The organism is Pseudomonas extremorientalis, assembly GCF_001870465.1.
Lineage (GTDB): Bacteria > Pseudomonadota > Gammaproteobacteria > Pseudomonadales > Pseudomonadaceae > Aquipseudomonas > Aquipseudomonas extremorientalis.
Map to the genome: position 1 here is coordinate 216,993 of NZ_MDGK01000037.1, position 25,347 is coordinate 242,339.

At 62.8% G+C, this 25,347-nt stretch carries 25 protein-coding genes; 17 read left to right on the forward strand and 8 right to left on the reverse strand.

The genetic code is table 11. The features are described from left to right. Positions 1-93 precede the first annotated feature (93 nt). The 6 genes from BFN10_RS15155 to pilG all read right to left on the reverse strand — a co-directional run bounded on the left by BFN10_RS15155 (position 94) and on the right by pilG (position 9,918). Positions 94-549 (reverse strand): chemotaxis protein CheW, encoded by a 456-nt coding sequence (locus BFN10_RS15155; RefSeq protein ID WP_058426570.1) that lies wholly within the window; start codon positions 547-549, stop codon positions 94-96. Beyond that, positions 542-6,346, reverse strand: a complete 5,805-nt coding sequence (locus tag BFN10_RS15160) for an Hpt domain-containing protein (RefSeq protein WP_071490362.1) — start codon at positions 6,344-6,346, stop codon at positions 542-544. Before BFN10_RS15160 ends, BFN10_RS15155 begins: the two co-directional genes overlap by 8 nt. 167 nt (positions 6,347-6,513) lie before the next feature. Beyond that, a complete protein-coding gene (locus BFN10_RS15165) occupies positions 6,514-8,565 on the reverse strand; it encodes a methyl-accepting chemotaxis protein (RefSeq protein ID WP_071490363.1) in 2,052 nt (683 codons plus the stop codon). Continuing rightward, positions 8,562-9,086 (reverse strand): chemotaxis protein CheW, encoded by a 525-nt coding sequence (locus tag BFN10_RS15170; protein WP_071490364.1) that lies wholly within the window; start codon positions 9,084-9,086, stop codon positions 8,562-8,564. Before BFN10_RS15170 ends, BFN10_RS15165 begins: the two co-directional genes overlap by 4 nt. Positions 9,087-9,098: 12 nt before the next feature. Further along, on the reverse strand, positions 9,099-9,464 hold the full coding sequence (gene pilH / locus BFN10_RS15175; RefSeq protein WP_014720320.1) for a twitching motility response regulator PilH: 366 nt from the start codon (positions 9,462-9,464) through the stop codon (positions 9,099-9,101). A 46-nt stretch (positions 9,465-9,510) separates the two neighbouring features. Next, a complete protein-coding gene (gene pilG / locus BFN10_RS15180; RefSeq protein WP_071490365.1) occupies positions 9,511-9,918 on the reverse strand; it encodes a twitching motility response regulator PilG in 408 nt (135 codons plus the stop codon). 239 nt (positions 9,919-10,157) lie between these two features. Between pilG and gshB the strand changes: the two genes are divergently transcribed. The 7 genes from gshB (at position 10,158) to BFN10_RS15215 (ending at position 16,045) form a co-directional block, all read left to right on the forward strand. Next, positions 10,158-11,111, forward strand: coding sequence for a glutathione synthase (gene gshB / locus BFN10_RS15185; RefSeq protein ID WP_071490366.1), 954 nt, complete (start codon positions 10,158-10,160; stop codon positions 11,109-11,111). Positions 11,112-11,188: 77 nt separating this feature from the next. Next, the gene (locus BFN10_RS15190) at positions 11,189-12,094 is read left to right on the forward strand and encodes an energy transducer TonB (RefSeq protein WP_071490367.1); all 906 of its coding nucleotides are present in this window, start codon (positions 11,189-11,191) and stop codon (positions 12,092-12,094) included. A gap of 67 nt (positions 12,095-12,161) precedes the next feature. After that, positions 12,162-12,731: a YqgE/AlgH family protein gene (locus BFN10_RS15195; protein ID WP_071490368.1), complete on the forward strand. Its 570-nt coding sequence runs from the start codon at positions 12,162-12,164 to the stop codon at positions 12,729-12,731. Continuing rightward, complete coding sequence (gene ruvX, locus BFN10_RS15200) at positions 12,731-13,168, forward strand: Holliday junction resolvase RuvX (protein WP_003195067.1); 438 nt, start codon at positions 12,731-12,733, stop codon at positions 13,166-13,168. The genes BFN10_RS15195 and ruvX overlap by 1 nt, the downstream gene beginning before the upstream one ends. Positions 13,169-13,241: 73 nt before the next feature. Further along, positions 13,242-13,748, forward strand: a complete 507-nt coding sequence (gene pyrR / locus BFN10_RS15205; RefSeq protein ID WP_058426562.1) for a bifunctional pyr operon transcriptional regulator/uracil phosphoribosyltransferase PyrR — start codon at positions 13,242-13,244, stop codon at positions 13,746-13,748. Between the two features lie 24 nt (positions 13,749-13,772). Then, a complete protein-coding gene (locus tag BFN10_RS15210) occupies positions 13,773-14,777 on the forward strand; it encodes an aspartate carbamoyltransferase catalytic subunit (protein WP_058426561.1) in 1,005 nt (334 codons plus the stop codon). Then, positions 14,774-16,045, forward strand: a complete 1,272-nt coding sequence (locus BFN10_RS15215) for a dihydroorotase (RefSeq protein WP_071490369.1) — start codon at positions 14,774-14,776, stop codon at positions 16,043-16,045. The genes BFN10_RS15210 and BFN10_RS15215 overlap by 4 nt, the downstream gene beginning before the upstream one ends. 146 nt (positions 16,046-16,191) lie before the next feature. On the opposite strand, the gene BFN10_RS15220 is transcribed toward BFN10_RS15215, so the two are convergent. Beyond that, the gene (locus tag BFN10_RS15220; protein ID WP_162276412.1) at positions 16,192-16,602 is read right to left on the reverse strand and encodes an NINE protein; all 411 of its coding nucleotides are present in this window, start codon (positions 16,600-16,602) and stop codon (positions 16,192-16,194) included. A gap of 268 nt (positions 16,603-16,870) precedes the next feature. Between BFN10_RS15220 and BFN10_RS15225 the strand changes: the two genes are divergently transcribed. Continuing rightward, the gene (locus BFN10_RS15225) at positions 16,871-17,506 is read left to right on the forward strand and encodes a C40 family peptidase (RefSeq protein WP_071490370.1); all 636 of its coding nucleotides are present in this window, start codon (positions 16,871-16,873) and stop codon (positions 17,504-17,506) included. 126 nt (positions 17,507-17,632) lie between these two features. Here the strand turns inward: BFN10_RS15225 and BFN10_RS15230 are convergent, their stop codons facing one another. Next, complete coding sequence (locus BFN10_RS15230) at positions 17,633-18,667, reverse strand: type IV pilus twitching motility protein PilT (RefSeq protein ID WP_071490371.1); 1,035 nt, start codon at positions 18,665-18,667, stop codon at positions 17,633-17,635. 57 nt (positions 18,668-18,724) lie between these two features. Here BFN10_RS15230 and BFN10_RS15235 point away from each other — a divergent pair, with 57 nt between their 5' ends. The 9 genes from BFN10_RS15235 (at position 18,725) to BFN10_RS15275 (ending at position 25,340) form a co-directional block, all read left to right on the forward strand. Beyond that, positions 18,725-19,411 carry a YggS family pyridoxal phosphate-dependent enzyme gene (locus tag BFN10_RS15235; protein ID WP_071490372.1) on the forward strand — a complete coding sequence of 229 codons (687 nt, stop codon included), beginning with the start codon at positions 18,725-18,727 and terminating at the stop codon, positions 19,409-19,411. A 33-nt stretch (positions 19,412-19,444) separates the two neighbouring features. Further along, positions 19,445-20,263: a pyrroline-5-carboxylate reductase gene (gene proC, locus BFN10_RS15240; RefSeq protein ID WP_071490373.1), complete on the forward strand. Its 819-nt coding sequence runs from the start codon at positions 19,445-19,447 to the stop codon at positions 20,261-20,263. A 9-nt stretch (positions 20,264-20,272) separates the two neighbouring features. Next, positions 20,273-20,863, forward strand: coding sequence for a YggT family protein (locus BFN10_RS15245; protein WP_025859579.1), 591 nt, complete (start codon positions 20,273-20,275; stop codon positions 20,861-20,863). 119 nt (positions 20,864-20,982) lie between these two features. After that, positions 20,983-22,122, forward strand: coding sequence for a homoserine O-succinyltransferase MetX (gene metX / locus BFN10_RS15250; RefSeq protein ID WP_071490374.1), 1,140 nt, complete (start codon positions 20,983-20,985; stop codon positions 22,120-22,122). A gap of 7 nt (positions 22,123-22,129) precedes the next feature. Next, positions 22,130-22,750: a methionine biosynthesis protein MetW gene (gene metW / locus BFN10_RS15255; protein ID WP_034109956.1), complete on the forward strand. Its 621-nt coding sequence runs from the start codon at positions 22,130-22,132 to the stop codon at positions 22,748-22,750. A gap of 21 nt (positions 22,751-22,771) precedes the next feature. Next, a complete protein-coding gene (locus BFN10_RS15260) occupies positions 22,772-23,209 on the forward strand; it encodes a DUF4426 domain-containing protein (RefSeq protein WP_071490375.1) in 438 nt (145 codons plus the stop codon). Next, positions 23,206-23,799, forward strand: coding sequence for an RdgB/HAM1 family non-canonical purine NTP pyrophosphatase (gene rdgB, locus BFN10_RS15265; protein WP_071490376.1), 594 nt, complete (start codon positions 23,206-23,208; stop codon positions 23,797-23,799). Before BFN10_RS15260 ends, rdgB begins: the two co-directional genes overlap by 4 nt. After that, positions 23,796-24,998, forward strand: a complete 1,203-nt coding sequence (gene hemW, locus BFN10_RS15270; RefSeq protein ID WP_071490377.1) for a radical SAM family heme chaperone HemW — start codon at positions 23,796-23,798, stop codon at positions 24,996-24,998. The genes rdgB and hemW overlap by 4 nt, the downstream gene beginning before the upstream one ends. An 18-nt stretch (positions 24,999-25,016) precedes the next feature. After that, the gene (locus tag BFN10_RS15275) at positions 25,017-25,340 is read left to right on the forward strand and encodes a DUF3392 domain-containing protein (RefSeq protein WP_058426549.1); all 324 of its coding nucleotides are present in this window, start codon (positions 25,017-25,019) and stop codon (positions 25,338-25,340) included. Positions 25,341-25,347 lie beyond the last annotated feature (7 nt).

Here is a 25,347-nt window from a genome sequence, read left to right on the forward strand (position 1 = left end):
GTGGGTCAGGCATAGAAGTATCAACTGACAGTCAGCCATCGGGGGCAAGCCCCCTCCCACATTTTGATATTCACTGGGATTGAGAATGAGGGCTCAGGCCAGGCCGGACTCTACCAGCAGTGCCTCCAGCCCAAGCAAATCCGGCACCTTAGCCACATGTTCGCCCACCTGCACCGCCGCCAGTTCCAGCGGGCACAGCGGCACGTCCACATAACTCAACTCACTGTCGAGCTTGTACGACCGTGGAATCCCCTGGATCACCAGCGCAATAAACTTCAACGTCGGCCGCCCACCCAGCGCATTCAGCACCACAATCCGCGAGCGTTCGCCGGTCACACTGGCTTCACCGCACACCGCTTCGAAGCTGATCAGCGGGATCTGCCGGTCGCGCCAGGTCACTTGTCGCAAGTACCACGGCGGCGCGTCGCTGGCCGGTTCGCCGCGCTGGAAGTCGATCAGCTCGGCGATGGCGACGTTGGGCAGCACCAGGTGGCGATCGGCCAGGGGCAGCAGCAGGCCAGTGAGTTGGCTGGTGCGGTGGTCAAGCATGGGACTTGCTCCAGTAGGCGATGCTTTCGAGCAGCACCGATTCCTGGTACGGCTTGCCCAGGTAGTCGTTGACGCCGATGGCCATGGCGCGGTCGCGGTGTTTCTGGCCGGTGCGCGAGGTGATCATGATGATCGGCAGGCGCATCAGCCGGGGGTCGTTGCGCACTTGGGTGGCGACTTCGAAGCCGTCCATGCGCGGCATTTCGATGTCGAGCAGCATCAGGTCCGGTGTATGTTCTTCCAGCACTGCCAGCGCGTCGATGCCGTCTTTCGCGGTGAGCACGTTCATGCCGTTGCGCTCCAGCAGGCGGCTGGTGACTTTGCGCACGGTAACCGAGTCGTCCACCACCAGCACCAGCAACGGGCGCTTTTTCAGCGGGTCGTTGAGGATCAGTGGCGCGTCGACCGGCTGGGCCGGCAGCGCGGGTTGCCGCGCACGGATATGCGCCAGCAGGTCAATGATCAGCACCACGCGACCATCGCCCAGGATTGTCGCCCCGGACAAGCCCTGCACACCGGCAAACTGCGGCCCCAGGCCCTTGACCACAATCTCCCGCGTGCCGGCCATGGCGTCCACATGGATGGCCACGTGCCGTTCATTGCACTGCACCAGCAGTACCGGCACCGGTTGATACTGGCCCAGCAGTTTGGGGCGGCTGACGGTGTGCAGCAGATCGCCCAGGTAGAACAGTTCGTAACGCTGGCCGGCGTATTCATAATACGGCGGGTCTTGCTGGTAATGCCCGGCCAGTTCATGGGGCAGCACCCGCACCAGGCCCTCGATGGTGTTGAGCGGGATCGCGTATTGATCGTCCGCGCACTGCACCATGAGTGCACGGTTGACCGACACGGTGAACGGCAAACGAATGCGGAAATGCACACCCTCGCCCGGGGTCGAGTCAATGACCATCGAGCCGCCGAGCTGGCGAACCTCTTCATGCACCACGTCCATGCCCACGCCGCGCCCGGAAATCTGCGTGATCTTTTCGGCCGTGGAGAACCCCGGCTGCAGGATGAACTGCAACACGTCGCGGTCGCTCATCTCTTGATGCGCCCCGAGCAGGCCACGCTTGATCGCCTTGCGCCGCACGGCTTCCAGCGGCACGCCGGCGCCGTCGTCGCGCATGTCGAAGACGATATCGCCGCCTTCGTGGGTCAGGTCCAGGGTGATGCGGCCTTTCTCCGGCTTGCCGGCCAGCAGTCGCGCATCGCGGGACTCCAGGCCGTGGTCGACGGCATTGCGCAACATATGTTCCAGGGGCGCCGCCATGCGTTCCAGCACATTGCGGTCCATCTCGCCTTCGGCGTTGCCGACGATGAATTCCACGTCCTTGCCCAACTCGCCCGCCACCTGCCGAACGATGCGCTTGAGGCGTGGCAGCATGCGTTCGAACGGCACCATGCGCGTGCGCATCAGGCCTTCCTGCAACTCGGTATTGATGCGTGCCTGTTGTTGCAACAGGCCATGGGCGTCCTCGTTGCGGCGTTCAAGGGTGTCCTTGAGGTCGAGCAGGTCGGAGGCCGATTCGGACAGCGCACGGGACAGTTGCTGCAACTGCGAATGGCGGTCCATCTCCAGCGGGTCGAATTCTTCGTAGCCCAGCCGCTCGGCCTCGGCCTGCTGGCGGCTGAGGATGCGGCCCTGGGTTTCGGTGTCGAGACGACGCAGTTGGTCGCGCATGCGTGAGAGAGTGGTTTCCACTTCCGTGAGGACAATGCGTGCGTCGTTGACCTGCTGCTCGATACGGCCGCGGAAAATCGACGTTTCACCGGCCAGGTTGACCAGATCATCCAGCAGCTCGGCGGAGATCTTCACCATGTCGGCAGCCGGGTCCACCACGGCCTCCGCCTTGCCTGCGGGCAACGCCACCGGCGTCACCGGCTCCTGGTTTGGGTGCACCAGGCTTTTGATGCGCTCGATGAGCTTGTCCACCGAGCCGACCGGCAAGCCGTCCGCCACGGCATCGATCATCTGCGCCAGGCGGTCGTGGCAGCCCTGCAGCAACGCGAACAGCTCAGGCGACGGCGCGAGCAAGCCGGCAGACAGGCCTTCGTAGAGGAATTCCAGTTCGTGAGCCAGGTCGCCAATGGGGGTGATCTCGACCATGCGCGCGCCGCCCTTGAGGGTGTGCAGGTCGCGCAACAGGGTTTCCACTTCCTGGCGGTTGCCGGGCGCGGCCTGCCAGCGCGACAGCGCCGCACTGGAACTGTCAAGAATGTCGGCCGCCTCTTCGAGGAAGATATCCAGCAATTCCGGGTCGGCGCCCGACGCTGCTGGCGCAGCGGCCGATGCGGCAGGCGCGTTGCCTTGGCGCAACGCCCGCACCTTGGCGATCAACTCGGCGTTGTCACTCAAGGGTTGGTGATGCTGGAGCTCTTCAAGCTGCAAGGCCAGATGCTCATGGCTGGCCATCAGCACCTGGGAAAGCTCGGTGGAGTAACTGTAGCGACGGTCCACCAACCCCTCGTACAGGCATTCCAACTCATGGGCCAGGTCGCCAATCGGGCCGATCTCGGCCATGCGTGCACCGCCCTTGAGGGTGTGCAGGTCGCGCTGCAACGACGACAAAGGCGCGGCGTTGTCAGGTTCCAGCAACCAGCGCTTGAGCGACTGGCCGGCGCTGTCGAGGATGTCCACGGCTTCTTCGAGAAAGATCTCGACGATCTCGTCGTCCATCGTGATTTCGTGATCCAACTGCTGGGTAGCGGCGCCCAGTTCGGCAATGCTCAGCACTTGACTGCCATCGCGTTTGATCAAGCCGGTGGCGGACGGGTCGAGGGCTTCATCGAGCAGCTCGCGCAAGGCCTCGACACGGGCCGGCGCCGGGCTGATTTCCTGGCCGGCGGCCAGTTGGTCGAGCATGCTGATCAGCGCTTCATGGGCCTGCTCGGCCTCGTGGAAAAACCGCTCGCTCACCGCCAGGCTGCTCTCCTCCACCGCGCCATAGAGGTCGAGAAGGGCTTCACAGAGTTCGTCGATGGCGTGCAGATCCGCAACATGCGCTCCCTCGCCCAGGGTGGTCAGTTCATCCAGCAGCGCAGTCAGCTCCTGGCGCTCGCCGGGGTGCTGCTGCCAGCGGCGCAGCAGGCTTTCGGCGTCAAGCAGGATGTCCATGCCTTGGGCCAGAAAGTTGGCGATCAGCTGCGGATCGCGCTTGATGCGCACGTCGAGCAGCGCTTCAAGCTGCTGATCCAACAGGCTTTGGGTGCGCTTGATCAGGCCCTCTGCACCGTTGATCGGCGCCAAGGGATCACTGTCCAGGTCGCGCAGCCCACGCTGGAACAGGCCTTCGGCTTCCAGCAGCAACTCCACTTCATCCAGGTCCAGCGGCAGGCGGTGGGCCTTGTACTCGCGGGTCAGGTGGTCCAGCGGGCGCGCCAGTTCGGCGATAGGCAGCACGCCGGCCATGTAGGCGCTGCCCTTGAGGGTGTGCAGGGCGCGTTGCAGCTCATCGCTGACTTGCAGCGGCACATGCTCGGCGGCCTGTTGCAGGAAGTGGTTGAGGCTGTCCAGGTGGCTCTGGGCCTCGTTGCGGAAGATCTCCAGCAACATCGGGTCATGGGCTTCGGCAGTCGCTACTTGTGTACCGCTGGCCAAGGCGTGCGCGCGGGCGGCCAGGGCGTCGACTTCATCACGTTGGCGCTGGTCGTCGATCGCAAAGTCAGCAATCAATTCCGGCAACAGGTCCACCACTTCATCCAGCACCTGTTGCACCTCGGGGCCGAGCACCACGCTGCGCTCCAGCACACGGTTGAGCAGGTTTTCCACGGCCCAGGCCAGCTCGGCCATGACCAGGGCGCGCACCATGCGGCCGCTGCCCTTGAGGGTGTGGAAAGCGCGGCGCATTTCGCCCTGGGCGGTTTTGTCCGCGCTGTTGGGCAGATGACGGTGCAGCACCTCGAGGACTTCGTCGGTCTCTTCGAGGAAGACTTCGCGCAGTTCGTCGTCGATGGGCTCCTCGTCGGCGGGCGGCGGCAACAGGCTGCCGGGGCGTTGCAGGGCCGGCGGGTTGAGGCGCGACGTCGGACTGGCCAGGGCGTCGTACTGCGATTGGCTCGGCGCAAGCTCGGCCGGCAGTGTGCCATCCGGTGCAACCAACGCCTGGCGCCAGGGTTTCTCGACGGGCAGGTAACCCAGCGCCGCCAAGCCTTGAGTGGCCAACTCCAGCACGCGCTCACCTGCGGCATCGGGGTCCTGGAGCATGCGCTCGAGGTAATACTCCAGGCTGCTGATCACGTCGGCGAAATGCGCCAATTGCATCTCGGACGGTGGCGCATCGCTGCCCATCAACTGTTCGTCGACGTAATCCGTGCACCCGCGCATCAGGCTCGCCGCACGGGGCAAAGGGATCATCGCCAGGGCGCCACGCACCTGGCTCAGCAGCTCGGGCAGGGACTCCAGGCGCTGGCGGTCCCAGTCGGCTTCAATGCAGTCGATCACCAGTTCCTTGGCTTGCTTGAGGCACTGGCAGGATTCGCGGATCACCAATTGGTGGATCTGGGTCAGATCGGTGGTGGGCAGGCGGCTTTCTTCGCGGCTTTCCGGCTCGACGGTGCCGACCATGCCGGCCAGTGTGGCTTCGACGTAGAGCAAGGCGCCGGCGACGTCCATCAGCACGGCGTCGTTAGGCTCGCGCTGGCCTTGGGCCAGGCTCAGTACCACGGCGAGTTGATCGATGATGACCTTGCGCGGCTGGCCGAAACCCAGCACCGCCAGGGTGTCGGCGATCTGCCGCAGTGGTGCGAGCAGCGCATCCAGGTCGCTGGTGTGCTGGCGGTCGCTGCGTACGAACAAGTCGAGGCGCTCCTTGACCCGCACCAGCTCTTCGCACAACGCGCCCAGCACCGAGCCCATGGCGTTGCGGTCCGGCCCGGCCAGGCGCGCGCGCTCGGCGTCGACCACCGCGCTGTCGGGCAAGGCCTCATCCAGGCCGTAGCGTTCCTTGAGGCTTTGCATGCGCGGCGTCGGCCGAGTGACCTTGGCGACGTAAAACAACAGGCTTTTGAGCAGTTCATCCGGCGCTGCCTGATTGATCCCGACGATGCCCTGGGCCAGCAGGCGCTTGAGCTGTCTGTCGCTGGCCTTGAGCAGGCTGCGCAGCGCCGGACTGTTGGCGATCACGCCGGTGAGCATGCCTTCGACCAGCGCCGAGGTGACTTGCCACAATGGCAACAACGGCGCGCCCTGGCACAAGGCTTCGAGGCGCGCGAACACCCGCGCCATGTCTTCCAGGTTGCTGGGGCCATGGTCTTCGCGCAGCAACCCGGCCAAGGCCTGTTGCAGCAGTTGGTGCCACTGGCGCAGTTGTTCTTTCAGGTCGGGCACGGCACGTTGGGCCAGGGCCTCATCAGGCAGCGGCGCGATGCTCAGCAGTTGCGGACTGAACAGGCTGGTCTCCGACAGCAGGCTTTCACCACGCGCGCTGCGCAGGTCATTGAGCAATGGCAACACCACCAGCGGCAAGTCGCGGCGGGCGCTGTGCACACGGTCCAGGTACAGCGGCAATTGGTTGAGGGCCTGTTGCAGCAGGCGGATGCTTTCGTCGCGCGGGCTCACGCGGTCGGCTTGCAGGGCCTGCGCCAGCTCTTCGATTTCCTCGGCCAGCAGGGCTGCGCCATAGAACTCGACCATTTGCAGCGCGCCATGCACTTGATGGACACACGCCAGGCACTCGCCGATGGCATCGCCGTCTGAGGTTTCGACGTACGCATCGAGCGCCGAACGGGCCTGTTTCAGGGTTTCGGCAATGTCGCCCTTGACCCATTCGAGGGCCACGTAGTCGTGCCGATCAACCATAACTGCTCCGCTTGGAATTCATGGGTTGCTGGTGGTGCGAGATATCAAGACAGATAGAGATCACATGTGGGAGGGGGCTTGCCTCCGATGGCGGTGCATCAGTCAAAGATTGGGTGACTGACCCACTGCTATCGGGGGCAAGCCCCCTCCCACATGTGTACTGCATTTCAATCATCAGCCTGTTTAGCCGCTGGCAAGGTGAACCCCGACACCGACCGGCGCAGCTGGCTGGCCATTTTCGCCAGGTTGCCGATGCTTTCCGCGGTGGCCGTGGAGCCCGAAGAGGTCTGGGTGGTGATCTGCTGGATCACGTTCATGGTCAGGGAGATCTGCCCCGCCGAACTCGTCTGCTGCTGCGCCGCGTTGGAGATGCTCTGGATCAACGCTGCGAGGGTTTTCGACACGCCTTCGATCTCTTCCAGCGCCACCCCGGCATCCTGGGCCAACCGTGCGCCGCGCACCACTTCGGTGGTGGTCTGCTCCATGGAAATGACCGCTTCGTTGGTGTCGGCCTGGATCGCCCGCACCAGGGTTTCAATCTGCCGCGTCGCCGCCGACGAACGCTCGGCCAGGCGTTGCACTTCATCGGCCACCACTGCAAAGCCGCGCCCGGCGTCCCCGGCCATGCTCGCCTGGATCGCCGCGTTGAGGGCGAGGATGTTGGTCTGCTCGGCAATATCGTCGATCAGGCTGACGATATCGCCAATTTCCTGGGACGACTCGCCCAGGCGCTTGATGCGCTTGGCGGTGTCCTGGATCTGTTCGCGAATGTTGTCCATGCCGTGGATGGTGTTGTGCACCACCTCGTTGCCCTTGTTGGCAATTTCCACCGAGCGCTCCGCCACCGCCGACGATTCGGCGGCGTTGGCTGACACCTGGTCGATGGACTGGGCCATCTGGTTGATCGCCGTGGACGCTTCGGCGATCTGCTGGGCCTGGTGCTCCGAGGCCTGGGCCAGGTGCATGGCAGTGGCCTGGGTGTCCTGCACCGCACCGGCGACTTGCCCGGCGGTGAGGTTAATGGTGGCAACCAGGTCGCGCAGCTGGTCGACGGAATAGTTGATGGAGTCGGCGATGGTGCCGGTGAAGTCTTCGGTCACCGAGGCCGTCACGGTGAGGTCGCCGTCGGCCAGGTCTTCGATTTCATCCAGCAGGCGCATGATCGCGTTCTGGTTGCGCTCGTTCTTCTCGGCGGTTTCATGCAGTTGGCGGTTGGTCTCGCGCACCATCACCAGGCCGATCAGGATGATCGAGGTCAGCGCCAGCAGGCCCAGTACATAGCCGCCGATGGTGTCGAAACTGCGGCCACTGGCCAGGTTTTCGAAACCGGTGGCCAGGTGCGAGGCTTCATCTAGCAGGGTTTGTGACAGGTTGAAGATGTTGCTCGCCGAAGCGCGCACCTGGAACAGTTGCGGCGAGGTTTCGAGAATTTCATCCACCGAGCCGGAGACAAACTCGAACAGCTCGGCGATTTCCGCTAGCCGCGCGCGGGCATCGCGGTCTTCGACCTGGGTGATGCGCAGGCCGGGGTTGCCCTGGAGCATGCCGTTGAGCACCTGGCCGAAACGGTTGGCATCGCGGCCAAAGGCGTCGGCGGCCTGCACGGCGGTTTCGTCGCCGGCCAGTACGGTGTTCACCGCCCCCAGGATCCGCTCGGCCAGCAACGACTGGCGCTGGGCCAGGGCGACCTGGCTGGCCGGGGCACCGCGTTGCAGGAGGATGTCGACGACCTTTTCCGACTCCACCTGCAACTGCGGAACGGTTTCCGCCAGGGTCGCCGCGACCTGGTGCAAGGACAGCACGGTCTGCTCACTGGCGAGAATCGCGTCGGTGTTTTTCAGCAGCGCTTCCCAGTCGGTCTGCACCGCACGCATTTCGGCGCGTACCGCACTGGGCGCAGCCGGCAGGCCGGTTTCCGGATCACCTTTTTTCAGGTAGCCCCAGCGCTGGGCGAAGTCGTTGCGCGCATCGCCCAGCAACTTGAACGCAGCAGCCTTGCCGGCGGCGGCTTCGGTGGCGTTCTTGGCAATGCGCTGGGACAGCACGCGCAACTCACCGGCGTGGCCAATGTACTGCTTGTCATAGGTGGACTGGGTGTTGAGGTACGCAAAGTTGGCAAACAGCAACATGATGAACACGATCAGTGCAATGAACAGCACAATGATCTGGGAACGACTGCGCGACGCGGCCTGGGGTTTTGGCGGGGTAACGGTGGTCATGCGGCAACATCCATGAAGCCTGGGGCCTGGGCCAGGGCGAAGGGGCTGAAAACCTGCCACTGCGGGGTGCCCTCGAAACGTCCCTGGATAAACGGCGCGCCGGGGGCGGCACTCGCCAGCAGTGCGTCTTGTGCGAAATGCTGCATTCCCACCACCTCGTCCACCAGCAGCCCGACAAACAAATCGTTGAATTCCACCACCAGTACGCGCCGCTGTTTGCGTGCCTTGGACAGCTCAAGGCCGAGGAACCCGCCCAGATCCATCACCGGCAACAAGCGCCCACGCAGGTTAGCCACACCCTTGACCCAGGCCTTGACCCCGGGCATCAGCGTGCAGCGCGGTTCATGCAGGACTTCGGCAACTTCGCCCATGGGCGCCACGTACCAGTGCTGCCCCAGGCGAAAGCCGATCCCGCTCCAGCGTTGCAGGCGGGTTTCCTGGGACGGCAGGTCGGCGGCCAACAGGCGACAGCGGCGGTCGATGTCCAGCAGCAGCTCAAAGGCGGTTTGCGACTCGGTCATGATGGCGAACCGTCAGCCGGCCAGCACCTTGTTCAGGGTGGCGATCAGGGTTTCTTCATCCACCGGCTTGGTCAGATAGTCCTTGGCGCCCTGGCGTGCGCCCCAGATCTTGTCGGTTTCCTGGTCCTTGGTGGTGATGATGATGATCGGGATGCCGTTGGTTTCCGGCTCCTTGGACAGCTGGCGGGTGGCCTGGAAGCCATTGAGGCCCGGCATCACGATGTCCATCAGGACGGCGTCGGGTTTTTCCTGGCGGGCCAGGGCCACGCCATCCGCACCGTTTTCAGCCTTGAGGACCTGGTGGCCGTGCTTTTCCAGCATGCCGGTCAGTTTGTACATTTCGGTCGGCGAATCGTCGACGATCAGAACACGTGCCATGGTTTTCCCCACTACATAGGTGGACGCCGGCCCTTGTGAGGCGGCGTCAGTGTGCTTGTTCTACTACGGCGAACCCTGGCACGTAGGCCTTGATCGCGCCCAGCAGTTCTTCCTTGCTGAAAGGCTTGGTCAAAAACTGATCGACACCCACGATGCGCCCCTTGGCCTTGTCGAACAAGCCGTCCTTGGACGACAGCATGATCACCGGGATCGACTTGAACGCCGGGTTGTTCTTCACCAGCGCGCAGGTCTGATAGCCATCCAGGCGCGGCATCATGATGTCGACAAAAATAATGTGCGGGTGATGATCCACAATCCGGGCCAGGGCATCGAAACCGTCGATGGCCGTGATGACATCGCACCCCGTGTTCTTCAACAAGGTCTCGGCGGTGCGGCGGATCGTCTTCGAATCGTCGATCACCATCACTCTCAAGGCGTTGGAATGCTGTTCCATATCTGCTCTGCCATCGCCACAGCGAATCGGTTTTCGGTGTGTACTGCCTGATGTTGCACAGGATGAGCGCCGCAAGCCTTGGAATTCAAGGGCTGCTGCGCCGTGGCAGTCTTTTTAGCACAGTCTCCGGGCGCAATCTATCGAGCAACCGGCCAGGTGGTTTTTCCTTGACCCACAACAGCCGCAGCGCCACTCTGACGCCACTTTTATGCGCCCTAATTTGCTAGAGGAAATCCCCCATGAGCGTTCGCGTCGGCATTGTCATGGACCCTATCGCCAGCATTTCCTATAAAAAGGACAGCTCGCTGGCCATGCTCCTGGCCGCCCAGGCCCGCGGCTGGACCTTGTTCTATATGGAGCAGCGCGATCTTTACCAGGGTGACGGCGAGGCCCGCGCACGCATGCGCCCGCTGCAGGTGTTTGCCAACCCTGAGAAGTGGTTCGAGCTGCAAGACGAAATCGACAGCCCGCTGAGCGACCTGGACGTGATCCTGATGCGCAAGGACCCGCCGTTCGACATGGAATTCGTCTACTCCACCTACCTGCTGGAGCAGGCCGAGCGCGCCGGCGTGCTGATCGTCAACAAGCCGCAGAGCCTGCGCGACTGCAACGAAAAGCTGTTCGCCACCCTGTTCCCACAGTGCACACCACCGACCGTGGTCAGCCGCCGCACCGATGTGCTGCGCGAGTTCGCTGCCAAGCATGGCGATGTGATCCTCAAGCCGCTGGACGGCATGGGTGGCACCTCGATCTTCCGCCACCGCGCCGGCGACCCGAACCTGTCGGTGATCCTGGAAACCCTGACCGCCCTGGGCACCCAGCAGATCATGGGCCAGGCCTACCTGCCGGCGATCAAGGACGGCGACAAGCGCATCCTGATGATTGACGGCGAGCCGGTGGACTACTGCCTGGCGCGCATCCCGGCCGCCGGCGAGACCCGTGGCAACCTGGCGGCCGGTGGTCGTGGCGAAGCCCGCCCTCTATCGGACAAGGACCGCTGGATTGCCTCCCAGGTTGGCCCGACCCTGCGCGAAAAAGGCCTGCTGTTCGTGGGACTGGACGTCATCGGCGAGAACCTCACCGAAATCAACGTCACCAGCCCCACCTGCATTCGCGAGATCGACAACGCATTTGGCACGAACATCGGCGAAATGTTGATGGCCGCCATTGAGCGCAAGCTGCAAACCAAGTGATATAGAACAGCCGGACACGCACCAACATTGCGCTATCATGCCCCACCTGTGAAACGCGCGATGTTGGTTTTTTTGTCATGACACTCCCGTCCGAGCTACCCCCCGAACTCTCCCACAGCGGCGTGCGCCCGGCTGATCGGCTCGGATTTACCCTGTTCCTGGCAGCGTTGATTCACTTGGCCCTGATCCTCGGCGTGGGTTTCACCATGGTCGAACCCAAGCAAATCACCCAGACCCTGGAAATCACCCTCGCCACGTTCAAGAGCGAAAAGAAGCCCGAGAAGGCTGACTTTCTCGCCCAGGACAACCAGCAAGGCAGCGGCACCCTCGACAAGAAAGCCGTGCCGAAGACCACCGAAGTGGCGCCGTTCCAGGACAACAAGGTCAACAAAGTCACCCCACCACCGGCGCCCAAGCCGGAGGTCAAGCAGGCAGCGCCCAAGCCCGCCGTGACCACCATCGCACCCAAACCGCAGAAAGCCCCGACCCAGCGCGAAAAAACCAAGACCGAACCCACGCCCGAGCCTGTAAAACCGGCGCCGACTTTCGACAGTTCGACCCTGTCCGACGAAATTTCCAGCCTCGAAGCCGAACTGGCCAACGAACAGCAGCTGTACGCCAAGCGCCCGCGCATCTATCGGCTGAACGCCGCATCGACCATGCGCGACAAAGGCGCCTGGTACAAAGACGAGTGGCGCAAGAAGGTCGAGCGTATCGGTAACCTCAATTACCCGGAGGAAGCCCGACGCCAGCAGATTTACGGAAATTTGCGACTATTGGTGTCAATCAACCGCGACGGCACGCTCTATGAAGTGCAGGTGCTCGAGTCGTCCGGCCAGCCGTTGCTGGACCAGGCCGCCCAGCGCATCGTGCGCCTGGCCGCGCCCTTTGCGCCGTTCAGCGGCGATTTGAACGACGTCGACCGCCTGGAAATCATCCGCACCTGGAAGTTTGCCAAGGGCGATCGGCTGTCGAGCAATTGATGACAATTACCAGCTGTGGCACATCACCAGCTTGTCAGTTCGCCCCTCCACCGCCACACTATCGAACATGAAAAACGTCAGCCCGACCTACCTCAAGCATCAATTCCTGATCGCCATGCCCCATATGGCCGACCCGAACTTTGCGCAGACCTTGACCTACATCGTCGAGCACACGGCCAATGGTGCCATGGGGTTGGTGGTCAACCGCCCGCAAGAGCTGAACCTGGCGGATATCCTTGAGCAACTGCGCCCCGAGCTTGACCCGCCGGCCCGGTGCCAGGGCGTGCCGATTTACATCGGCGGGCCGGTGCAGACTGATCGTGGGTTTGTGCTGCACCCGAGCGGGCCGAAGTTCCAGGCCACGGTCGATCTGGACGGCGTATCGCTGTCCACTTCCCAGGACGTGTTGTTCGCCATCGCCGACGGCGTGGGCCCTGAGCAAAGCGTGATCACCCTCGGTTACGCGGGGTGGGAAGCCGGCCAATTGGAAGCCGAACTGGCCAGCAATGCCTGGCTGACCTGCCCGTTCGACGCCGACATCCTGTTCAACACCGCCAGTGAACTGCGCCTGGACGCAGCTGCGGCGACGCTGGGGATCAACCTCAACCTGCTGACCAGCCAGGCGGGACACGCCTGATGGCTTTGCGTCTGATCCTCGGGTTTGACTACGGCACCAAACAGATCGGCGTAGCCGTAGGCCAGGTGATCACCGGCCAGGCCCGTGAGCTGTGCACCTTGAAAGCCCAGAACGGCGTGCCGGACTGGAACCAGGTTGAAGCCCTCATCAAAGAGTGGAAGCCCGACGCGGTCGTGGTCGGCCTGCCCCTGAACATGGACGGCACCCCCAGCGACATGTGCCTGCGTGCCGAAAAATTCGCCCGCCGCCTCAATGGCCGCTACAACCTGCCCTTCTATACCCACGACGAACGCCTCACCACCTTTGAAGCCAAAGGCGAGCGACGCGACCGTGGCGGGCAGAAAGGCAGCTACCGCGACAACCCGGTAGACGCCATCGCCGCCGCCCTGCTGTTGCAGGGTTGGCTGGATGAAAACACCGCTTTATTTGAATCCTGACAGACGCGGCTTGCCGCGTCTTTTTACGTTTGAGCCCGGACCTTGCCTGCGCCAAGGTCCTGAAGGAGCCTGCATGAGCCTGCCGAACCCCGCCGAACTGATCAGCCAGATGGCCACCAGCCTCACGGCCCATCTGCAACACCGCAACATCAGCGAGCCGCGCTTCATCGGTATTCGCACCGGCGGTGTGTGGGTGGCCCAGGCGTTGTTGGAAGCACTGGGCAGCGATTCGCCCCTGGGCACCCTGGACGTCTCCTTTTACCGCGACGATTTCAGCCAGAACGGCCTGCACCCACAAGTGCGTCCGTCGGCCCTGCCTTTCGAGATCGAAGGCCAGCACCTGGTGCTGATCGACGACGTGCTGATGAGCGGTCGCACCATCCGTGCCGCCATGAACGAACTGTTCGATTATGGCCGCCCGGCCAGCGTGACCCTGGTGTGCCTGCTGGACCTGGACGCCGGCGAATTGCCGATCAGCCCGGATGTGGTCGGCGCCACCCTGTCGCTAGAAGCCCATCAACGGGTAAAATTGCTCGGTCCCACGCCGCTCGTACTCGAACTGCAAGACCTCGCCCTTTAAACCGCCTTGTAAAGAGTCCCCGCGATGACGCCTCTAGATGCCAAGCGCCCGCTGCAGCTCAATGCTCAGGGCCAGTTGCGACACTTCTTGTCGCTCGACGGTTTGCCCCGCGAACTGCTCACCGAAATCCTCGACACCGCCGACTCGTTCCTCGAAGTCGGTGGCCGGGCGGTGAAGAAGGTCCCGCTGTTGCGTGGCAAAACCATCTGCAACGTGTTCTTCGAGAACTCCACCCGCACCCGCACCACCTTTGAACTGGCCGCCCAGCGGCTGTCGGCCGATGTGATCACCCTGAACGTGTCCACCTCGTCGGCAAGCAAGGGCGAGACCCTGCTCGACACCCTGCGCAACCTGGAAGCGATGGCCGCCGACATGTTCGTGGTACGCCACGGCGACTCCGGCGCCGCGCACTTCATCGCCGAACACGTGTGCCCGCAGGTGGCGATCATCAACGGCGGTGACGGCCGCCACGCCCACCCGACCCAGGGTATGCTCGACATGCTCACCATTCGTCGGCACAAAGGCAGCTTTGAGAATCTCTCGGTGGCCATCGTCGGCGACATCCTGCATTCGCGGGTCGCGCGCTCGAACATGCTGGCCCTCAAAGCCCTGGGTTGCCCGGATATCCGCGTGATTGCGCCGAAAACCCTGTTGCCCATCGGTATCGAACAGTACGGCGTGAAGGTCTACACCGACATGGCCGCAGGCCTCAAGGACGTGGACGTGGTGATCATGCTGCGCCTGCAACGCGAGCGCATGGCCGGTGGCCTGCTACCGAGCGAAGGCGAGTTCTACCGCTTGTTCGGCCTGACCACCGCACGCCTGGCCGGCGCCAAGCCGGATGCCATCGTGATGCACCCGGGCCCGATCAACCGTGGCGTGGAGATTGAGTCGGCGGTGGCCGACGGTCCGCAGTCGGTGATCCTCAACCAGGTGACCTACGGCATCGCCGTACGCATGGCCGTGCTGTCCATGGCCATGAGCGGGCAAACCGCGCAACGTCAATTCGAGCAGGAGAACGCCCAGTGAAGCTCAGCATCCTCGGCGCCCGCGTCGTCGATCCGGCCAGTGGCCTGGATCAAGTTACCGATCTGCATCTGGACGCCGGCAAGTTCGTCGCCATTGGCGCCGCGCCCGCAGGCTTCAGCGCCAGCGAGACGATCGACGCCAAAGGCCTCGTGGCCGCGCCTGGCCTGGTTGACCTGAACGTCGCCCTGCGCGAGCCGGGCTACAGCCGCAAGGGCAATATCACCAGCGAAACCCGCGCTGCCGCAGCCGGTGGGGTAACCAGCCTGTGCTGCCCACCGCACACCAGGCCGGTGCTGGACACCTCGGCCGTGACCGAGCTGATCCTCGACCGCGCCCGTGAAGCCGGCAACTGCAAAGTGTTCCCCATCGGCGCCTTGAGCAAAGGCCTGGAAGGCGAACAACTCGCCGAACTGATCGCACTGCGCGACGCCGGTTGCGTGGCCTTCGGCAACGGCCTGGATAGCTTTCGCAGTACCCGCACGCTGTTACGTGCCCTGGAATACGCGGCGACTTTCGACCTTACCGTGATCTTCCATTCCCAGGACCGTGACCTGGCCGAAGGCGGCCTGGCCCATGAAGGCGCCGTGGCCAGCTTCCTCGGCCTGCCGGGCATCCCGGAAACCGCCGAGACCGTGGCCCTGGCCCGTGACCTGCTGCTGGTGGAACAAAGCGGCGTGCGTGCGCACTTCAGCCAGTTGACCAGTGCGCGGGGCGTGGCCCTGATCGCCCAGGCCCAGGCCCGTGGCTTGCCGGTGACAGCGGATGTGGCGCTTTATCAGCTGATCCTGACGGACGAAGCGCTGATCGACTTCTCCAGCCTGTACCACGTGCAACCGCCACTGCGTACCCTGGCTGACCGCGACGGTTTGCGCGCAGCAGTGAAGTCCGGTGTGGTCTCGGCGATTTCCAGCCATCACCAGCCCCATGAGAGGGATGCCAAGCTGGCACCGTTTGGCGCGACAGAGCCGGGCATCAGCAGTGTCGAACTGTTGCTGCCTCTGGCGATGACGTTGGTAGAGGATGGGTTGCTGGACTTGCCGACATTGTTGGCACGCCTGAGCAGCGGCCCGGCCGAGGCCTTGCGCCTGCCAGCGGGCAAGTTGGCGGTGGGTTCGGCGGCGGACCTGGTGCTTTTTGATCCGGCCAGTTCCACGATTGCGGGGGAGCAATGGCTATCCAAAGGTGAAAACTGCCCGTTCATCGGCCATAGCCTGCCGGCGACGGTGCGTTACACCCTGGTGGATGGCCGCATCAGCTACCCGGCCTGAAAAATCCCACCTCTAATGTGGGCATGATCAATGTGGGAGGGGGCTTGCCCCCGATTGCAGTGGGTCAGCTACAGATAAGCTGACTGATCCACCGCTATCGGGGGCAAGCCCCCTCCCACATGTTGATCTCCACCAGAAGTTAAAGATCAGCGGCCGCTGTTGCGCTCGGCATTGCGGATCGATATCTGCGTATTCAACGTCCAGAAGTCATACAGCACCCCAACCAGGAACAAACCGCCGGTCAGCAGGTAGATCAGGCCGGTGATCCATTTGCCCTGGTACATGCGGTGCACGCCAAATACCCCGAGAAACGCCAACAGGATCCAGGCCACGTTGTATTCGATGGGCCCGGCGGTAAACCTCAGGTCCGCTTCACGATCCATGGCTGGGATCAGGAACAGGTCGATCAGCCAGCCGATACCCAGCAAGCCAAAGGTGAAAAACCAGATCGTTCCTGTCACCGGCTTGCCGTAGTAGAAGCGATGCGCCCCGGTAAAACCGAAAATCCACAGCAGGTAACCGATGACCTTGCTGTGGGTGTCTTGCTGCTCGCCAATCTGCTGATAGGTGTTCATCGCGTACCTCTTTTGCCTCGATAGATAAATTTTTTCATTTTCTTTGTGACTTTTTTACGGGCGCCCGACGTACGGCAAATGGTATCTTCCCTGCCCTGAAAGCCTTATGCCACCTGACTTGTGTAGGACAATTGCGGCGAATCGTCGCGTTTTTCCTGATTTTGACGTCAAGGTTCAGTCGACAAACGGCCTGAGAACGACACAAAAAGCTGTTATAAAGTTGCGCGCAAACCCATAAGAGCCACGCCTAATGCGACCATTTTTCAAGACATGGCTAACCATTTGCCTATTAATGCCACTGGCCGCCCACGCCACCAATCGTGAGCAACGACTTCCCAACGTTAACGGGTTCACCCCTAAAGTCCACAGCACGCCAAGCACCGCCAAGTCGGTCAAGCTGACCGTCAACCGCCCGACTCAACTGAGCAAGGCCCACGGCAAGGCAACGGCCGGCCTGGTAGGCGTCAACACCAGGCAGAGCAGCACCGTGCTCAGCCGTGCCGTCAACGTGCTCGGTACTCCTTATCGTTGGGGCGGCAGCAGCCCAAGTAAAGGGTTCGACTGCAGCGGCTTGGTGAAATATGCGTTTAACGACGTAGCCGCCGTGGATTTGCCACGCACCTCCAACGCCATGGCCGCCGGCCACGGGCAGAAGGTTGATCGCAAGGACTTGAAACCGGGTGACCTGCTGTTCTTCAAATTGAAGAGCCGCCAGGTGAACCACGTTGCCATCTACCTGGGCAACGACCGTTTCATCCACGCACCACGCCGTGGCAAAGCGGTCAGCATCGACACGCTGAAGAAACCGTTCTGGGACAAGAACTACGTGATTGCCAAGCGGGTATTGCCCAAAGAGCAGAACAACCTGCGGGTGGTCCAGCGCTGATTCCAGGCTGGAGTGCGGTGGATGAACAATGTGGGAGGGGGCTTGCCCCCGATTACCGTGGATCAGCTACAAATAAGCTAACTGATCCACTGCTATCGGGGGCAAGCCCCTGCCACATTTGGACCTTCATATTTCCCCAGGCACCCTCGCCTTCTGCTGCGCCTCTTCTCGACTGATCACCCCCTGCCCGACCAACGCCTTCAAGCTCATATCCAGCGTCTTCATCCCCAGCGCCCCACCCGTCTGGATCGCCGAGACCATCTGCGCCACCTTGTCCTCACGGATCAGATTGCGAATAGCCGGCGTACCCAACATGATTTCATGGGCCGCCACCCGCCCCCCGCCGATCCTCTTCACCAGCACCTGGGACACCACTGCCTGCAACGACTCCGACAGCATCGAGCGGACCATGGCCTTTTCCCCCGCCGGAAACACATCCACCAGCCGATCCACGGTCTTTGCCGCCGACGAGGTATGCAAGGTGCCGAATACCAGGTGCCCGGTCTCAGCCGCCGTCAGGGCCAGGCGCATGGTTTCCAGGTCGCGCAGTTCACCCACCAGGATCACGTCCGGGTCTTCCCTGAGCGCCGAGCGCAGGGCAACCGAAAAACTATGGGTGTCGCGGTGCACCTGGCGCTGATTGATCAACGCCATTTTCGGCGTGTGGATAAACTCGATGGGGTCTTCAAGGGTGAGGATGTGCTGGCGCCGATGCTGATTGAGAAAGTCGATCATCGCCGCCAGGGTAGTGGACTTGCCCGAGCCGGTAGGGCCGGTCACCAGCACCAGGCCGCGCGGCAGCTGGGCGATACGCTGGAACACTTCCCCCAGGCCGAGGCGCTCCAGGCTCTGGACCTCGGACGGTACAGCGCGAAACACCGCGCCCACGCCCCGCTCCTGCCGGAACACATTGGCGCGGAACCGCGCCACACCGGGCAGTTCGAAGGCAAAATCCGTTTCAAGAGATGTTTCGAAATCCTTTTGTTGGTGCTGATTGAGCAATGGGCTCAACAAGTCGGCCACTTGCGGGGGTGAAAGCACCGGCCCATCCAGCGGCCAGACCTCACCATCCACCCGCAGCATCGGCGCCAGTCCGGCGGACAAATGCAGGTCGGAGGCGCCACGGCGCACGCTGGCCGTGAGTAATTCAGTGATATCCATAGGGCTTTCCATTTCCAGTAGAATGCCGCGGACTCCATATCCACGGGCGCATCTTGAATGTCGACGATAGCAGACAACATCGGCCAGGTTAGCCAGCGCATCCGCGCCGCAGCCGACGCCGTGCAACGTGACGCAAGCAGCATCCACCTGCTGGCCGTGAGCAAGACCAAACCCGCGCAAGCCGTGCGCGAAGCCTATGCCGCCGGGATGCAAGATTTTGGCGAGAACTATCTGCAGGAAGCCCTGGGCAAACAGGCCGAATTAACCGACCTGCCCTTGAGTTGGCACTTCATCGGCCCCATTCAATCGAACAAGACGCGCGCTATCGCCGAGAACTTCGCTTGGGTGCATTCCGTGGACCGCTTGAAAATCGCTCAACGCTTGTCCGAACAACGCCCGGCCGACCTGCCACCGCTGAACATCTGCATCCAGGTCAACGTCAGCGGCGAAGCCAGCAAGTCCGGCTGTACACCCGCCGACCTGCCAGCCCTGGCCAACGCTATCAGCGCCCTGCCGCGCCTGAAGCTGCGTGGCCTGATGGCAATCCCCGAGCCGACCGAAGAGCGCGCCGCGCAAGATGCAGCCTTCGCCACCGTGCGCGAGCTGCAAGCCAGTTTGAACCTGCCGCTGGACACACTTTCCATGGGCATGAGCCACGACCTTGAGTCGGCCATTGCCCAAGGCGCCACCTGGGTGCGGATCGGTACCGCCCTGTTTGGCGCCCGCGACTACGGCCAGCCATGAAATGGCTGACTTCCATTTAGCTAAGGACCTGTCATGAAAGACACGCGTATAGCCTTTATCGGCGCCGGTAACATGGCGGCCAGCCTGATCGGTGGCCTGCGGGCCAAGGGCCTGGATGCCGCGCAGATCCGCGCCAGCGACCCGGGCGCAGACACCCGTGCCCGCGTCAGCGCCGAGCACGGTATTGAAACCTTTGCCGACAACGCCGAGGCCATCCAGGGCGTCGACGTGATCGTGCTGGCAGTGAAGCCGCAGGCCATGAAGGCGGTGTGCGAAAGCCTGCGCCCAAGCCTGCAGCCGAACCAACTGGTGGTGTCCATCGCCGCCGGCATCACCTGCGCCAGCATGAACACCTGGCTCGGCGCCCAGCCGATCGTGCGCTGCATGCCCAACACGCCAGCCCTGGTCAGCCAAGGCGTGAGCGGCTTGTACGCCACCACCGAAGTGAGCGCCGAACAACGCGACCAGGCGCAAGAACTGCTGTCCGCCGTGGGCCTCGCGCTGTGGCTGGAACAGGAGCAGCAACTGGACGCGGTCACCGCCGTATCCGGCAGCGGCCCGGCGTATTTCTTCCTGCTGATCGAAGCCATGACCGCCGCCGGCGTGAAGCTGGGCCTGTCCAAGGACGTCGCCGAACAACTGGCCGCGCAGACCGCCCTGGGGGCTGCGCGCATGGCGGTGTCCAGCGATGTGGACGCCGCCGAGCTGCGCCGCCGCGTGACCTCGCCGGGCGGCACCACACAGGCGGCCATCGAGTCGTTCCAGGCCGGGGGCTTTGAAGCCCTGGTGGAAAAAGCACTGGGTGCCGCTGCGCACCGCTCGGCGGAACTCGCCGAACAACTGGGCAAATAAGGAGCCAACATGATTGGTTTGAACACCGCAGCCGTCTACGTGCTGCAAACCCTCGGCAGCCTGTACCTGCTGATCGTCCTGATGCGCTTCGTGCTGCAACTGGTACGTGCGAATTTCTACAACCCGCTCTGCCAGTTCATCGTCAAGGCCACCCAACCGCTGCTCAAGCCATTGCGCCGGATCATCCCGAGCCTGTTCGGCCTGGACATGTCGTCGCTGGTGCTGGCAATCCTGGTGCAGTTGGCCTTGATGGCGCTGACCCTGCTGCTGACCTACGGCACCACCGGCAATTTCGTACAGTTGCTGATCTGGGCCATCATCGGCGTGACCGCGCTGTTCCTGAAGATCTTCTTCTTCGCCCTGATCATCAGCGTGATCCTGTCCTGGGTCGCCCCCGGTAGCCACAACCCTGGCGCCGAGCTGGTGAACCAGATCTGCGAGCCGGCCCTGGCGCCATTCCGCCGCTTGCTGCCGAACCTCGGCGGCCTGGATATCTCGCCGATCCTGGCGTTCATGGTGCTCAAGTTGCTGGACATGCTGGTGATCAACAACCTGGCGGCCATGACCGGGATGCCGGAGATTTTGCGTCTGCTGATCTGACGCAAAGCAAATGTGAGAGGGGCAAGCCCCCTCCCACATTTCAAACCGCTCAGGCCATTGCTTGCCGCTAGGTGCAGCGGTCTTTAGACTTACGCCTCATTTAAACGAGAGCAGGGTCGATGCCAGCTGCCTTTCCCCCCGATTCTGTTGGACTGGTCGTGCCCCAAGTGGCGCACTTCAGCGAACCGCTGGCCCTGGCCTGCGGCCGTTCGCTGCCCGCCTACGACCTGATCTATGAAACCTATGGCCAACTGAACGCCACGGCGAGCAACGCCGTGCTGATCTGCCACGCCTTGTCCGGCCATCATCACGCGGCCGGTTTCCACTCTGCCGAGGATCGCAAGCCCGGCTGGTGGGACAGTTGCATCGGCCCCGGCAAGCCCATCGACACCAACAAGTTCTTTGTGGTCAGCCTGAACAACCTGGGCGGCTGCAACGGTTCCACCGGTCCCAGCAGCCTCAATCCGGAAACCGGCAAACCGTTCGGCGCCGACTTCCCGGTGCTCACCGTGGAAGACTGGGTGCACAGCCAAGCGCGCCTCGCCGACCTGCTGGGTATCAACCAGTGGGCGGCAGTAATCGGCGGCAGCCTGGGCGGCATGCAGGCGCTGCAATGGACCATCACCTACCCGGACCGCGTGCGCCATTGCCTGGCAATCGCCTCGGCCCCCAAGCTGTCGGCGCAGAACATCGCCTTCAACGAAGTGGCACGCCAGGCCATCCTTACCGACCCGGAGTTCCACGGTGGTTCGTTCCAGGAAGCCGGCGTGATTCCCAAGCGCGGCCTGATGCTGGCGCGGATGGTCGGGCATATCACCTACCTGTCCGATGACTCCATGGGCGAGAAATTCGGCCGTGGCCTCAAGAGCGAGAAGCTCAACTACGACTTCCACAGCGTCGAGTTCCAGGTGGAAAGCTACCTGCGCTACCAGGGCGAGGAGTTCTCGGGGCGTTTCGACGCCAACACCTACCTGCTGATGACCAAGGCGCTGGACTACTTCGACCCGGCCGCCAACCACGACGACGACCTGGCGAAAACCTTCGAAGGCGCCACGGCCAAGTTCTGCGTGATGTCCTTCACCACCGACTGGCGCTTCTCGCCGGCCCGCTCCCGCGAGCTGGTGGACGCGCTGATGGCTGCACGCAAGGACGTCTGCTACCTGGAGATCGATGCACCGCAAGGCCACGACGCCTTCCTGATCCCGATCCCGCGTTACTTGCAGGCGTTCGGCAATTACATGAACCGGATTACTGTGTGAGAACGCCATGAGAGCCGACCTGGAAATCATCCAAGACTGGATCCCCGCCGGCAGCCGCGTGCTCGACCTGGGCTGCGGCGATGGCGAACTGCTGAGCTGGCTGCGCGACAACAAGCAAGTCACTGGCTACGGCCTGGAAAACGACCCGGACAACATCGCCCAGTGCGTGGCCAAAGGCATCAACGTGATCGAGCAGGACCTGGACAAGGGCCTGGGCAACTTTGCCAGCAACAGCTTCGACATCGTGGTGATGACCCAAGCCCTCCAGGCGGTGCACTACCCGGACCGCATCCTCGACGAAATGCTGCGCGTAGGCCGCCAGTGCATCATCACCTTCCCCAACTTCGGGCACTGGCGCTGCCGCTGGTACCTGGCCACCAAGGGCCGCATGCCGGTGTCGGACTTCCTGCCGTACACCTGGTACAACACGCCGAACATCCACTTCTGCACCTTCGAAGACTTCGAAGCCCTGTGCAGTGAGCGTGAAGCCAAGGTGATCAACCGCCTTGCCGTCGATCAACAGCATCGTCACGGCTGGGCAAGTAAACTATGGCCCAATCTGTTGGGCGAAATCGGTATTTACCGGGTCAGCAGTCCTGGCCTGACGGACCACAAGATTGCCGTCTAATCATTTTCAAGAGGGACGCTCATGAAACGCCTGGCTGTATTTCTATTGACCGCGTGCCTGGGCGCCAGCGCCCTGGCCGCCGACGCTATCGATGCCAATCGCAAGAAAGACTTCGGCGATATCACCGTCCACTACAACACGTTCACCTCCAGCTTCCTGCAACCGGAAACCGCCCAGGCCATCGGCGTGGTGCGCAGCAAGGAAAAGGGCTTGATCAACGTGACGGTGATCAAGGGCGTGACCCCGGTGGCCGCGCAAGTGACCGGCACCATCAAGGACTTGGGCGGCAAGAGCGAAGTCCTGACGTTCAAGCAGATCAACGAGAAAGGCGGCATCAATTACCTGGCGCCCTACTCCGTGACGCAGCGCGAATACAAGACGTTTACCATCAACGTTGAAACCGGCGGCAAAGCCCATAGCTTCCAGTTCAACCAGGAACTGTTTCCGGCGGGAAAATGAACCTCACCCAACTCGTACTGGCCAGCCATAACGCCGGCAAACTCAAAGAACTGCAAGCCATGCTCGGCGACTCCGTGCAGTTGCGCTCGATTGGCGAGTTCAGCCAGGTGGAACCGGAAGAGACCGGCCTGTCGTTCGTCGAGAACGCTATCCTCAAGGCACGCAACGCCGCACGCATCTCCGGCCTGCCGGCGCTGGCGGATGACTCGGGGCTGGCCGTCGATTTCCTCGGCGGCGCACCGGGCATTTATTCGGCGCGCTACGCCGACGGCAAGGGCGATGCCGCCAACAACGCCAAGCTGCTGGACGCGCTCAAGGACGTACCGGACGCCGAGCGCGGCGCACAGTTCGTCTGCGTGCTGGCCCTGGTACGGCATGCCGATGACCCGCTGCCGATCCTGTGCGAAGGCCTGTGGCACGGGCGCATCCTGCATGCGGCCAGCGGCGAGCATGGGTTTGGCTATGACCCTTTGTTCTGGGTGCCGGAACGTAACGTTTCCAGTGCCGAACTGAGCCCGGCCGACAAGAACCAGATCAGCCACCGTGCCCGCGCAATGGATTTGCTGCGCCAACGCCTGAGCCTGAAATGACCCTGAACACCTCTGCGCAGCCGCTGATCCACGGCGGCGCGCAAACACCTCGGGCGGCCTTGCCTGTGCTGCCGCCCCTGGCGCTGTACATCCATATCCCGTGGTGCGTGCGCAAATGCCCTTATTGCGACTTCAACTCCCACACCGCCAGTAAAGTGCTGCCGGAAGAGGAGTATGTGGACGCCCTGTTGGCCGACCTCGATCAGGACCTGCACGCAGTGCATGGCCGCGAACTCAGTTCGATCTTCTTCGGCGGCGGCACGCCCAGCCTGTTCAGCGCCGCAGCGTTGGGGCGGTTGCTCAAGGGCGTGGAAGCCCGCATCCCGTTTGCCGGCGATATCGAGATCACCCTGGAAGCCAACCCCGGGACGTTCGAGCAAGAAAAGTTCGTGGCCTATCGCAAGCTGGGGATCAATCGCCTGTCCATCGGTATCCAGAGCTTCCAGCAGGAAAAGCTTGAGGCCCTGGGCCGCATCCACAATGGCGACGAAGCCGTACGTGCCGCTGGCATGGCGCGCCAGGCCGGGTTCGATAACTTCAATCTGGACTTGATGCACGGGCTGCCCGATCAGTCCCTGGACGATGCCTTGAGCGACTTGCGCCAGGCCATCGCGCTGAAGCCGACGCACTTGTCCTGGTACCAGCTGACCCTGGAACCCAACACTGTGTTCTGGAACCAGCCGCCTGCACTGCCGGAAGACGACACCCTGTGGGACATCCAGGAAGCCGGCCAGGCGTTGCTTGCCGAACACGGCTACGCGCAATATGAAGTATCGGCCTATGCCCAACCAGGTCGCCCGGCGCGGCATAACCTCAATTACTGGAGCTTCGGTGACTTCATCGGCATCGGTGCCGGCGCACACGGCAAGCTCAGCCATCCGGACGGGCGCATCGTACGCACCTGGAAGACCCGTGCACCGAAGGACTACCTAAACCCGGCCAAAAGCTTCCAGGCCGGCGCGAAGGAGCTGACCAACGAAGAGTTGCCATTCGAGTTCCTGATGAACGCCCTGCGCCTCACCGAAGGGGTCGATGCCAGGCTCTACGCCGAGCGTACCGGTCTGGATCTGGCGAGCCTCGATGAAGGCCGCCGCGAGGCAGAACAAAGTGGCTTAATGCAGGTCGAACCGTCACGCCTGGCGGCGACCGACCGCGGGCAACTCTTTCTCAATGATCTGTTGCAGAAGTTTTTGAGCTGACGCTCTTAAGGAAATCGAATGGATTTGGTACTCGACCTGCTCGCCACCGTATCCCGCTGGAGCCGCAGCAACCTGTCGGAAATCTCCCTGGCCCTCGTGGGCTGCCTGCTGGTGCTGTTCGGCGCCGATATCAAGGGCTGGATCGAAGCACGCCTGGGCAGCATCGCGGGTGCGTTGCGCGTGCCGTTGATGGCGCTGGTGTGCATGATCGGCAGCGGCGCGGCGCTGATCTATGCCACGCCGTGGATTGTGCGGGGGTTGAGCCAGTTCAATAACTACAGCCTGGCGCCGGTGTTGATCGTGGTACTGGTACTGATCGGCGTAGTCGCAGACCGCCGCTGATTCATAG

Excerpts from the sequence above, each read along its gene's own strand:
- BFN10_RS15155 (WP_058426570.1), bottom strand. The coding sequence starts at position 549 with ATGCTTGACCACCGCACCAGCCAACTCACTGGCCTGCTGCTGCCCCTG.
- BFN10_RS15160 (WP_071490362.1), bottom strand. The coding sequence starts at position 6,346 with ATGGTTGATCGGCACGACTACGTGGCCCTCGAATGGGTCAAGGGCGAC.
- BFN10_RS15165 (WP_071490363.1), bottom strand. The coding sequence starts at position 8,565 with ATGACCACCGTTACCCCGCCAAAACCCCAGGCCGCGTCGCGCAGTCGT.
- BFN10_RS15170 (WP_071490364.1), bottom strand. The coding sequence starts at position 9,086 with ATGACCGAGTCGCAAACCGCCTTTGAGCTGCTGCTGGACATCGACCGC.
- pilH (WP_014720320.1), bottom strand. The coding sequence starts at position 9,464 with ATGGCACGTGTTCTGATCGTCGACGATTCGCCGACCGAAATGTACAAA.
- pilG (WP_071490365.1), bottom strand. The coding sequence starts at position 9,918 with ATGGAACAGCATTCCAACGCCTTGAGAGTGATGGTGATCGACGATTCG.
- gshB (WP_071490366.1), top strand. The coding sequence starts at position 10,158 with ATGAGCGTTCGCGTCGGCATTGTCATGGACCCTATCGCCAGCATTTCC.
- BFN10_RS15190 (WP_071490367.1), top strand. The coding sequence starts at position 11,189 with ATGACACTCCCGTCCGAGCTACCCCCCGAACTCTCCCACAGCGGCGTG.
- BFN10_RS15195 (WP_071490368.1), top strand. The coding sequence starts at position 12,162 with ATGAAAAACGTCAGCCCGACCTACCTCAAGCATCAATTCCTGATCGCC.
- ruvX (WP_003195067.1), top strand. The coding sequence starts at position 12,731 with ATGGCTTTGCGTCTGATCCTCGGGTTTGACTACGGCACCAAACAGATC.
- pyrR (WP_058426562.1), top strand. The coding sequence starts at position 13,242 with ATGAGCCTGCCGAACCCCGCCGAACTGATCAGCCAGATGGCCACCAGC.
- BFN10_RS15210 (WP_058426561.1), top strand. The coding sequence starts at position 13,773 with ATGACGCCTCTAGATGCCAAGCGCCCGCTGCAGCTCAATGCTCAGGGC.
- BFN10_RS15225 (WP_071490370.1), top strand. The coding sequence starts at position 16,871 with ATGCGACCATTTTTCAAGACATGGCTAACCATTTGCCTATTAATGCCA.
- BFN10_RS15230 (WP_071490371.1), bottom strand. The coding sequence starts at position 18,667 with ATGGATATCACTGAATTACTCACGGCCAGCGTGCGCCGTGGCGCCTCC.
- BFN10_RS15235 (WP_071490372.1), top strand. The coding sequence starts at position 18,725 with ATGTCGACGATAGCAGACAACATCGGCCAGGTTAGCCAGCGCATCCGC.
- proC (WP_071490373.1), top strand. The coding sequence starts at position 19,445 with ATGAAAGACACGCGTATAGCCTTTATCGGCGCCGGTAACATGGCGGCC.
- BFN10_RS15245 (WP_025859579.1), top strand. The coding sequence starts at position 20,273 with ATGATTGGTTTGAACACCGCAGCCGTCTACGTGCTGCAAACCCTCGGC.
- metX (WP_071490374.1), top strand. The coding sequence starts at position 20,983 with ATGCCAGCTGCCTTTCCCCCCGATTCTGTTGGACTGGTCGTGCCCCAA.
- metW (WP_034109956.1), top strand. The coding sequence starts at position 22,130 with ATGAGAGCCGACCTGGAAATCATCCAAGACTGGATCCCCGCCGGCAGC.
- BFN10_RS15260 (WP_071490375.1), top strand. The coding sequence starts at position 22,772 with ATGAAACGCCTGGCTGTATTTCTATTGACCGCGTGCCTGGGCGCCAGC.
- rdgB (WP_071490376.1), top strand. The coding sequence starts at position 23,206 with ATGAACCTCACCCAACTCGTACTGGCCAGCCATAACGCCGGCAAACTC.
- hemW (WP_071490377.1), top strand. The coding sequence starts at position 23,796 with ATGACCCTGAACACCTCTGCGCAGCCGCTGATCCACGGCGGCGCGCAA.
- BFN10_RS15275 (WP_058426549.1), top strand. The coding sequence starts at position 25,017 with ATGGATTTGGTACTCGACCTGCTCGCCACCGTATCCCGCTGGAGCCGC.